Source organism: Verrucomicrobiia bacterium (genome assembly GCA_035460805.1).
Classification (GTDB): domain Bacteria; phylum Patescibacteriota; class UBA1384; order CAILIB01; family CAILIB01; genus DATHWI01.
Genome location: DATHWI010000115.1, coordinates 1 through 7,678, shown reverse-complemented (window position 1 = coordinate 7,678; position 7,678 = coordinate 1). Strand labels below are relative to the sequence as shown.

Sequence of the window (7,678 nt, the reverse complement as noted above, 5' to 3'; positions counted from 1 at the left end):
TGGAGCTTCCAGTTCCTTACATCGGAGGGCGAGGGCTTAGGCCTTGATCCTGCCCGGCTCTACATTACGATCTTTCCTGGAAATGCCAACGCGCCCCGGGACGAAGAGTCCATTGGACTCTGGAAAGAGGCATTTAAAGAGCGGGGGATAGAAGCCTTGGTGGACGTGTCAATCGCCGAGGGCGGCCGGATATTTTCGGACTCCAGCAACTGGTGGGGACCTGCCGGGCAGACTGGTCCATGCGGCCCTGACACTGAAATTTACTACGACCTAGGTGAGGGCGTTGGGCCACTTACTGACGCTACGGGGATGCCGGACCTTGAAGGTAGTCGGCTGGTAGAAATTTGGAACAACGTCTTCATGCAGTACCGCAAAGAGCAGGACGAGTCCTTCCAGCCTTTGGAGCATAGTAATGTTGATACAGGCATGGGCTTGGAGCGCATTTGTGCAGTTGTCCAGAATGTTCCAACGGTGTTTGAAACGGACCTCTTCACGAGTCTTCTTGGGGTGATTGCGGAGTGGGCCCCAGGTAGCACTCCTGAGTCGCAGCGAATCATTGCCGATCACCTGAAAGCTGCCACCTTCCTCATTGGTGATGGCGTATTCCCAAGCAACAAAGACCGGGGCTATATTGTGCGCCGCCTTATCCGCCGCGCGGTACTTCACACTGGACTTGAGGACGATGGTGCCCAGCTAGAGGTCCTTATTAGTAAGCTGGTAGAGGCTATCTCCATTCTCTACTCAGGCATCTACGCCATTGATGTGGCCCACACAGTCGCCGTCCTTACCGATGAGGCCCGCAAGTTCCACAAATCCCTCAGTAAAGGTAAGAAAGAAATTGAGCGCCGGGAATCCCTTACGGGAAAAGACGCATTCGACCTCTACCAAACCTATGGGTTTCCTCTGGAACTGACTCGCGAGTACGCCCAAAGCAAGGGTGTGCAGGTAGATGAGGCTGAGTTTGAAGCCGAATTCAAGAAACACCAAGACCTTTCCCGCACTGCTTCTGCGGGCCAGTTCTCTAGTGGGTTAGCCGATCACTCTGAGCAAACGGTGAAGTACCACACGGCAACCCATCTTCTCCACCAGGCACTGCGCGATGTATTAGGTGACCATGTCCAGCAGAAGGGAAGCAACATCAACTCTGAACGTTTGCGTTTTGATTTTGCTCATCCGGAAAAAATGACACCCGAACAAGTAGAGAGGGTTGAGCAGTTGGTCAATGAAAAGATTACTGCCGATCTTCCTATTAGCCGTGCGGAGATGAGCCCTCAGGAAGCCTTTGAGCAGGGCTACATTGGGCTTTTTGGGCACAAGTATGGTGATAGGGTGAGCGTGTACGATATGGGCGGTTACAGCAAGGAAATTTGTACTGGGCCCCATGTAGAGCACACGGGGACGCTCGGAAAATTCTCTATCCAAAAGGAAGAAGCGGTAAGCGCCGGGGTACGGCGTATCAAAGCCATTCTCGAATAGTCCCAGGTTAGACAAGCTTGTTTGGCCGGGGCTTTTTTAGTACCATCGAGAGCGTTGCATGAAATAGTGCAAAGTTCTTTGGAGGCACATCTATACATGGATGTTAACTATATGACCGACTGCCTTGCTCGTGTGCCCACCCGGGCAGAGCGAAGTGTAGTCCGCTACTTGGTAAGGGTGCTCCGCACCAGTGTGAGTAGGGAAAAATGTCAGAAGCGGCGCATTGTGCGCTCGCCCATGGCCCCCTCGCTCCTTGAGACTGGGCTCGGTGACCCTCGGTTCCTGACGCTCATCGATGAATACACGCTTGCGGTAGACAACCGCCTGCTCGTGTTTCCTCCCGCAGAGGGTCAGTTGGAATTTGTACGTGTCTCCGAAAGGTACGACGTTTTCCAGGCTGAACGCACCGGAAGTTTCTTCTGCTTGAAAGAAGAGGACCTGTCCTTGGCCAGGCTCTGGATGGAGAACGCTTGGATGACGGGGGATGCCAACTTCCTAGCCGAAGTTCTCCACTGTTTCTTTGCGCCCCACCTCGCAGCTTTGGACCAAGATTTCACGGTCATGCATCCACGCGAAAAGCAGGTGCCTAGCCTGCGCAGCCTTGTCCAAACAACCGGGGATCCCACGGTCCCAACGTACCGCATCACAGAGGTCGTGCCGCCTGGTGTGACACTGGAGTGGCTCATCACAACCCTCGCCACCATGGCAACCGTTGCCGTTCCTCAGGCGCACCCGAGGAAAATGGTGCCTGTATTAGTGGGGACGTAGTCTGTTTCTGGCCTGTACCTCTATAGGGTACGGGCCTTTTCTTTTCTCAGAAGGCCCGTATATCCCATTGACAAGGGTAGTGCTTCTGCTAGTATTTATCCGTTAACGCACTAGCGCGCTGCCTCTGGCTGCTTTTTTATTTAACCGCGCTTAGTGCTCTGATTACTAACGTTTGCCATGAAAGACATCCTGCTGACCAAAGAGGGCATCGAGAAGCTCAAGTCTGAGCTCGACCAGCTCATCGCGGTCGATCGCAAGGAAATCATCAAGAAGATCAAAGAGACCCGTGAGTACGGGGATCTTTCGGAGAACGCCGAATATGACGCCGCTCGTGAGCAGCAGTCTATGATTGAGGGGCGTATCGAAGAACTAGAGGCCCTTCTCAAGAAGGCCCGCGTGATTGATGAAGACCCTTCCAACCATGACAAAGCCGTTATTGGGGCGCGGATTGAAGTGGAAGTAGACGGTGACAAGGAAGTGTACCAGCTGGTAAGTTCCGCTGAATCTGACCCCGCAAGTGGTCACATTTCCGTTGAATCACCACTCGGAAAAGCACTCCTCGGCGCCAAGGTTGGCCAGACCGTTGAGGTATCCATCCCTGATGGTGGTACCATTGGCTATAAGGTCAAAAAAATCAATTAGTTCTCCTCACCCGAGACTTTGAGAGAGAAAATGCCCGGGTCTCCTCGGGCATTTTTGTTTGAGCAAATCAGAATAAAGCGCTAAGATTAGCCTGTGAATTACCGCTTCGACGACCTAGATCCATTTGCCGCCCGCCGCGCCCGCCTCCAAGCCTGGCGCGATTTAGGCGTAGACCCGTACCCCGCTATAACCCCGCCACACGAGCAGATTGCTACTGTGCGGGCACAGGGGAACCATTTGGAGATAGAGGGTCGTCACGAGGGTGGTAGCGCTGTCGCAGGCCGTATCGTGGCCATGCGCGGCCAAGGGGCATTAGTCTTTATGGACCTTGAGGATGTTTCCGGCAAGCTCCAACTTCTTTTCAAAAAGGACATTCTCTCTGAAGAATTGTTTGAGCGTCTCCAGCTTCTTGATACGGCTGATTTCCTTTGGGCAGCCGGCACATTGTTCGTGAGCCGCCGTGGCGAGCTTACCCTTGAGGTTCATGATTGGAAGATCCTTGCCAAGACCTTGAGCCCACTCCCAGACGCCTGGAAGGGTTTGCAAGACGTAGAGGCGCGCCAACGCCAACGCTACCTAGACCTTTTGGTGAACGATGGCGTGCGTGACCGTTTCCTTAAGCGCAGCAAGCTCATTGCCAGCCTCCGTTCCTTCATGCACGAGAAGGGTTTCATTGAGGTAGAGACTCCCGTGCTGGAGCATATCCCTGGTGGTGCCGATGCAGAGCCGTTCATTACCCACCACAATGCGCTGGACACGGACTTCTACCTCCGTATTTCCCTTGAGCTTCACCTGAAGCGCCTGGTTGCCGGTGGCTTTGACCGGGTCTTTGAAATTGGCAAGGTGTTCCGTAACGAGGGAATGAGCCCGCAGCACCTTCAAGAGTTTACAGAGTTCGAATTTTATTGGGCGTACGCCGATTACACAGAGCAAATGGCCCTGGTTCAGGAAATGTTCCAGCGGGTAGTCCAAGATGTGTACGGTACGCTCCAAATTGAGCGCGGCGAGCACATGCTTAATTTTGACGGCGAGTGGCCCCGTATTTCCTATGTGGAAGTGGTGCAGCAGTATGCGGGTATCAATATCCTAGATGCTTCTGACGATGAGCTTATTCAGAGCCTCATCAACCATGGCGTGCGTACCGGGGGAGGAGACCAGCAGGTAGGTGATGCCGATGCCTTCCGCCGCCTGGGACGTGGACGGATGATTGACCTGCTCTATAAGAAGACAACCCGCCCGCACCTTATCCAGCCCCAGTTCCTTGTAGACTTTCCGCTTGAATTTTCTCCGCTAGCTAAAAAGAAGGCGAGCGACCCTCGGGTTACTGAGCGCTTTGCCACCCTTATTGCCGGCTTTGAGGTAAGTAACTCGTACAGCGAGCTGAACGACCCATTGGATCAGCGTGAGCGCTTTGAACAGCAGGAGAAGCTGCGCTTGGCGGGTGATCCAGAGGCCCAGCGTCTGGATGAGGATTTCCTCCGCGCCATGGAGCATGGCATGCCACCAATGACCGGTTTTGGCGCCGGCATCGACCGGCTTGTGGCCATCCTTTCAGGGTCTGAGTCTGTTCGGGAGACCGTTCTTTTCCCAACAATGCGGCCGAGTGAGAAAAACGGAGAGAACTAGTTCCCTCGGTTTGGCGAGTGAGAAAGCTGATTAAAAAAGCCCCAGTAACCTGGGGCTTGGGGTCGGTCCCGCGTCAGCGGGACTTTTTCTTTCTGAAAAGCGGGTCAAACACATAATCCTTAACGGGGACGAGAATTGCCATGAGGAACAACTCCACGCATCCCACAATGATCCATCCTAACGTTGCGAGCCGATAATACATCGCTCACCTCCTGAATTGCCTTTTTATACCAGGAAGTGGCAGTACTGTACATGCTCTACCACTTCTCTAGAAGCTCAGAAACGGCATTCTCATGGATAACCAGCGTTGGGACTTCCAACAGGACAGGGTCCCGCGTAATAGGACCATCCTCCATTACCCGTGGCCCATCCTCATGAAGCAGGACATACTTGAACCCGAGGCGGCGGTTTATGCCGGTGATGGGTGCGTAATCCCAGGGGTTCTGGCTTCCGGGCCTCAATAGAATAGCGCCCACTTCTCCTTTCCAGAGCCTGGCCATGTGGATGCCAATGCTGCCGCCACTCACTTCCATGTGGCTGAAAAGGCCTCCGTAGCGCTTGCTGGAGAGGTGGCGTGAGATGTCCTCAGAAAAAGCGCCAGGCTCGTCCCTTAGTGAAACAATGAGGGATGCCAAAGGCTTCTGCACAATCTCCAGCGGCTGGTTATCGGTGAACTGTGAGATGCGGTATACCCAACGGGACTCCGGCCGGTAGCCATACATTTCCTTGGTGTTGATGTCGCCAATATAAGAGGCAATCACTTCGCCGTCGTAAACCAGTGAGAGCATGCAGCCAATACCGTGGGACTGCTTCCTAATAAAAGCCTTGGTGCCATCGATGGGATCCAGCGTAAAGAAAATGTCACAGCCTTCCGCGCTGCACTCAGCCGTGAAGTCTGCCTCTTCCGCCACAATCCCCCAGGTAGGGAAGCACTCTTGCAGCCACTGGACCGCCCGCTCCTGCGCCTCCACGTCGGCATTCGTAAAGAAGTCCGGCATGTCGGTTTTACTGTCTTTCTCGGTCACTTCGAAGGTTAGGCGGTGCCTTTCGGTTATCGCAATGATGCGCCGCACAATCTCTTTCATGATCTTGCCCAGAATGTAGGCGTTGATATCGCCAGGGAACGCTTTTGGTGGTGTGTTGCTCATGTGTTTCTCCTTAGCTTTAGGGTATCAAAAAACCGGACACCCTATTGGGTATCCGGCTGATTCAATGCTAGGCCGAGACCAAGTTCTGGGGAAGGTCGGTCTCACCGAGGGCTGCTTTGAGACGTTCAGTGTCCTGGACGTGCTGGAGGAAGCCCGAGTCGTACTCGTCTGTTTCGTACTCCCATGACATGACGGGAGCCTTGTGCATGTAGTATCCCATGGTGATCGCGGAAACCACGACGCCAACCAAGAGGATGGGGAAGAGGAAGATCGCCACGAAGAAGGCGATGCAGAAGAGGATGAGTGCGATTCTGACGAGACCAACCCACCAGTCTTCTTTGAACAAGGGCTTTTTTAAAATGTACATCGTTGTACCTCTCACAATAGTGTGCGCACATTATCCAAAATTGGCAAATGTGTCCAGATCTGGCACCATGTATCCATGCTAGATATCAAACGAATTAGGGATGAAGCGGACCGTGTCCGTGCCGGCATGGCCCGCAAGGGGTGTGACCAGGCGGTGTTAGACGAGCTTTTGGTGTTGGACGCGGAGCGCCGCACCTTGCGGAACGAGACTGAACAAGCGCAGGCAGAGCTCAATGCTAAATCAGGTGAGATGGCCCAGGCCACCCCTGAGCAGCGCGAGAATTTGCGCGAAAGCCTCCGCACCCTTTCCGACAATGTAAAGAACAGCGAGCACGCCCTATCTGAGTTGGAAGAGCGCATTCTGGTGCTCCACCGCCAGATTCCCAATATTCCTGACGATGAAGTGCCAACCGGTGCAACCGACAAGGAAAACGTCGTCATCCGGACCGAGGGTAAACGGGAGGACTTTGGTTTCCCTGTTAAGAACCACGAAGAACTTGCCATCTCCCTGGATCTCTTGGATATGGAGCGTGGCGCCAAAGTGGCCGGTCAGAAATTCTACTATCTCAAGAATGAGTTGGTGATCTTGGAGCAAGCGGTTATGCGCTGGTCGTTGGACATCCTGCGTTCGCATGGTTTTACCCTTATGACGGTGCCTAACTTGGCTCGTAAGGAAGCCTTTTACGGCGCCGGGCACTTTTCTTCACCCGAAGACGCAGAGATGGGTGATGCATATTATGTAGGGCGCGACGAACTTTACTTAGCCGGTACAGCGGAAATTGGGTTGGTTAACTACCGGGCAGGTGAGGTTTTGGCAGCAACAGAGCTCCCGCTTCGCTATGCTGGTATCTCTACCTGCTACCGCCGTGAAGCAGGGACGTACGGCAAAGAGACCCGCGGCCTCTACCGTGTCCACCAGTTCCAAAAGGTGGAAATGGTTTCCCTTGTCCGCCCCGAAGAGTCGGAAGAGGAACACCGTCGCCTGCTTGCAGTGGCAGAAGAGATGCTCCAGTTCCTTGGCCTGCACTACCAGGTTGTCTTGAACTGCAGTGGCGACCTTGGACATCCGCAGGCTAAGAAATGGGACATTGAAACCTGGATGCCAGGCATGGGCAAATATGGTGAGACACACTCCTGCTCCAACGACACAGATTGGCAGGCCCGCTCACTAGGAATCCGGTTCAAGGGCGAAGAGGGGACGCAGTTTGTACACACGCTCAACAACACTACCCTGGCTTCGCCGCGTATCTTGGTGGCAATCTTGGAAAACTACCAACGCGAAGACGGGTCTATTCAAATCCCAGACGCCCTTATTCCGTATACAGGTTTTACCGAGATCAAACGGTAAAAGTTTGAGAACAAAAAAGAACCAGAGTGCTGGTTCTTTTTTGTTGGTAGCCAATGGGTAATTGGCTACGGATTTGGAGTTACGCGCGCTGCCGCTGTGTTTGGGTAGCGGGCCGCCACGGTTCCGGGGGCTTACCTTCAAGGGTGAGTCGTTTCTTCTCCAGTACTTGCTTAAGCTGAAGCTCGGAGATTTTGTCGCCGGTACCGGCTAGATAGGTGAGCTGATTGATCCGCTCATCCATCTCTCCCTGAGGGGGAAGTCCGTCGGCCAGCCGCTTCATGCGGTTAGCTTCGCTTTCATCAAA

9 protein-coding genes are annotated in these 7,678 nt (G+C 53.8%); 5 read left to right on the top strand and 4 right to left on the bottom strand.

Features of this window, described 5'->3' with window-relative positions; all coding sequences use genetic code 11:
- From VLA04_04680 to lysS, 4 genes are all read left to right on the top strand, one after another.
- On the top strand, positions 1-1,476 hold a 1,476-nt coding region (locus VLA04_04680; protein ID HSI20960.1), incomplete at its 5' end, for an alanine--tRNA ligase-related protein.
- 96 nt (positions 1,477-1,572) lie between these two features.
- The gene (locus VLA04_04675; protein HSI20959.1) at positions 1,573-2,244 is read left to right on the top strand and encodes a hypothetical protein; all 672 of its coding nucleotides are present in this window, start codon (positions 1,573-1,575) and stop codon (positions 2,242-2,244) included.
- 177 nt (positions 2,245-2,421) lie between these two features.
- Complete coding sequence (gene greA / locus VLA04_04670; GenBank protein ID HSI20958.1) at positions 2,422-2,886, top strand: transcription elongation factor GreA; 465 nt, start codon at positions 2,422-2,424, stop codon at positions 2,884-2,886.
- A gap of 93 nt (positions 2,887-2,979) precedes the next feature.
- Positions 2,980-4,512 carry a lysine--tRNA ligase gene (gene lysS / locus VLA04_04665; GenBank protein HSI20957.1) on the top strand — a complete coding sequence of 511 codons (1,533 nt, stop codon included), beginning with the start codon at positions 2,980-2,982 and terminating at the stop codon, positions 4,510-4,512.
- 73 nt (positions 4,513-4,585) lie between these two features.
- On the opposite strand, the gene VLA04_04660 is transcribed toward lysS, so the two are convergent.
- The 3 genes from VLA04_04660 to VLA04_04650 all read right to left on the bottom strand — a co-directional run bounded on the left by VLA04_04660 (position 4,586) and on the right by VLA04_04650 (position 6,027).
- Positions 4,586-4,714 (bottom strand): hypothetical protein, encoded by a 129-nt coding sequence (locus tag VLA04_04660; GenBank protein ID HSI20956.1) that lies wholly within the window; start codon positions 4,712-4,714, stop codon positions 4,586-4,588.
- A 55-nt stretch (positions 4,715-4,769) separates the two neighbouring features.
- Positions 4,770-5,660: an inositol monophosphatase family protein gene (locus VLA04_04655; GenBank protein HSI20955.1), complete on the bottom strand. Its 891-nt coding sequence runs from the start codon at positions 5,658-5,660 to the stop codon at positions 4,770-4,772.
- 67 nt (positions 5,661-5,727) lie between these two features.
- Positions 5,728-6,027 carry a hypothetical protein gene (locus VLA04_04650; GenBank protein ID HSI20954.1) on the bottom strand — a complete coding sequence of 100 codons (300 nt, stop codon included), beginning with the start codon at positions 6,025-6,027 and terminating at the stop codon, positions 5,728-5,730.
- A gap of 75 nt (positions 6,028-6,102) precedes the next feature.
- Between VLA04_04650 and serS the strand changes: the two genes are divergently transcribed.
- A complete protein-coding gene (gene serS, locus VLA04_04645; GenBank protein HSI20953.1) occupies positions 6,103-7,374 on the top strand; it encodes a serine--tRNA ligase in 1,272 nt (423 codons plus the stop codon).
- A gap of 79 nt (positions 7,375-7,453) precedes the next feature.
- Here the strand turns inward: serS and VLA04_04640 are convergent.
- On the bottom strand, positions 7,454-7,678 hold a 225-nt coding region (locus tag VLA04_04640), incomplete at its 5' end, for a hypothetical protein (protein ID HSI20952.1).